Raw genomic sequence first — 276 nt, forward strand, 5'->3', positions numbered from 1 at the left:
GAGCCTGGCAATGTCCTACTTTCACATAGCAAATGCTACACTATCATCGGCGCTGTTTCGTTTCACTACTGAGTTCGGCATGGGGTCAGGTGGGTCCAAAACGCTATTGTTACCAAGCAAATACGGTGTTAATCGCGTTAGCAATTAACTAAAATTTGGAATTCTGATAATAAAGTTTTCAGTAAATCTACTTTAGTCTATTAACTTCTTGCGCTATCAACTATCACATAAAACGCGTTTGGCGTTGTATGGTTAAGCCTCACGGGTAATTAGTAC

Annotated in this window: 1 rRNA gene; it reads right to left on the reverse strand. The window is 40.2% G+C overall.

The annotated features are described in order from the left end of the window. Positions 1-2 precede the first annotated feature (2 nt). Positions 3-117: ribosomal RNA gene (rrf, locus tag H5158_RS23020) — 5S ribosomal RNA — on the reverse strand. Positions 118-276: the final 159 nt, after the last annotated feature.

Origin of the sequence: Pseudoalteromonas sp. SR45-6 (assembly GCF_014163545.1) — a bacterium.
GTDB classification, from domain to species: domain Bacteria; phylum Pseudomonadota; class Gammaproteobacteria; order Enterobacterales; family Alteromonadaceae; genus Pseudoalteromonas; species Pseudoalteromonas rhizosphaerae.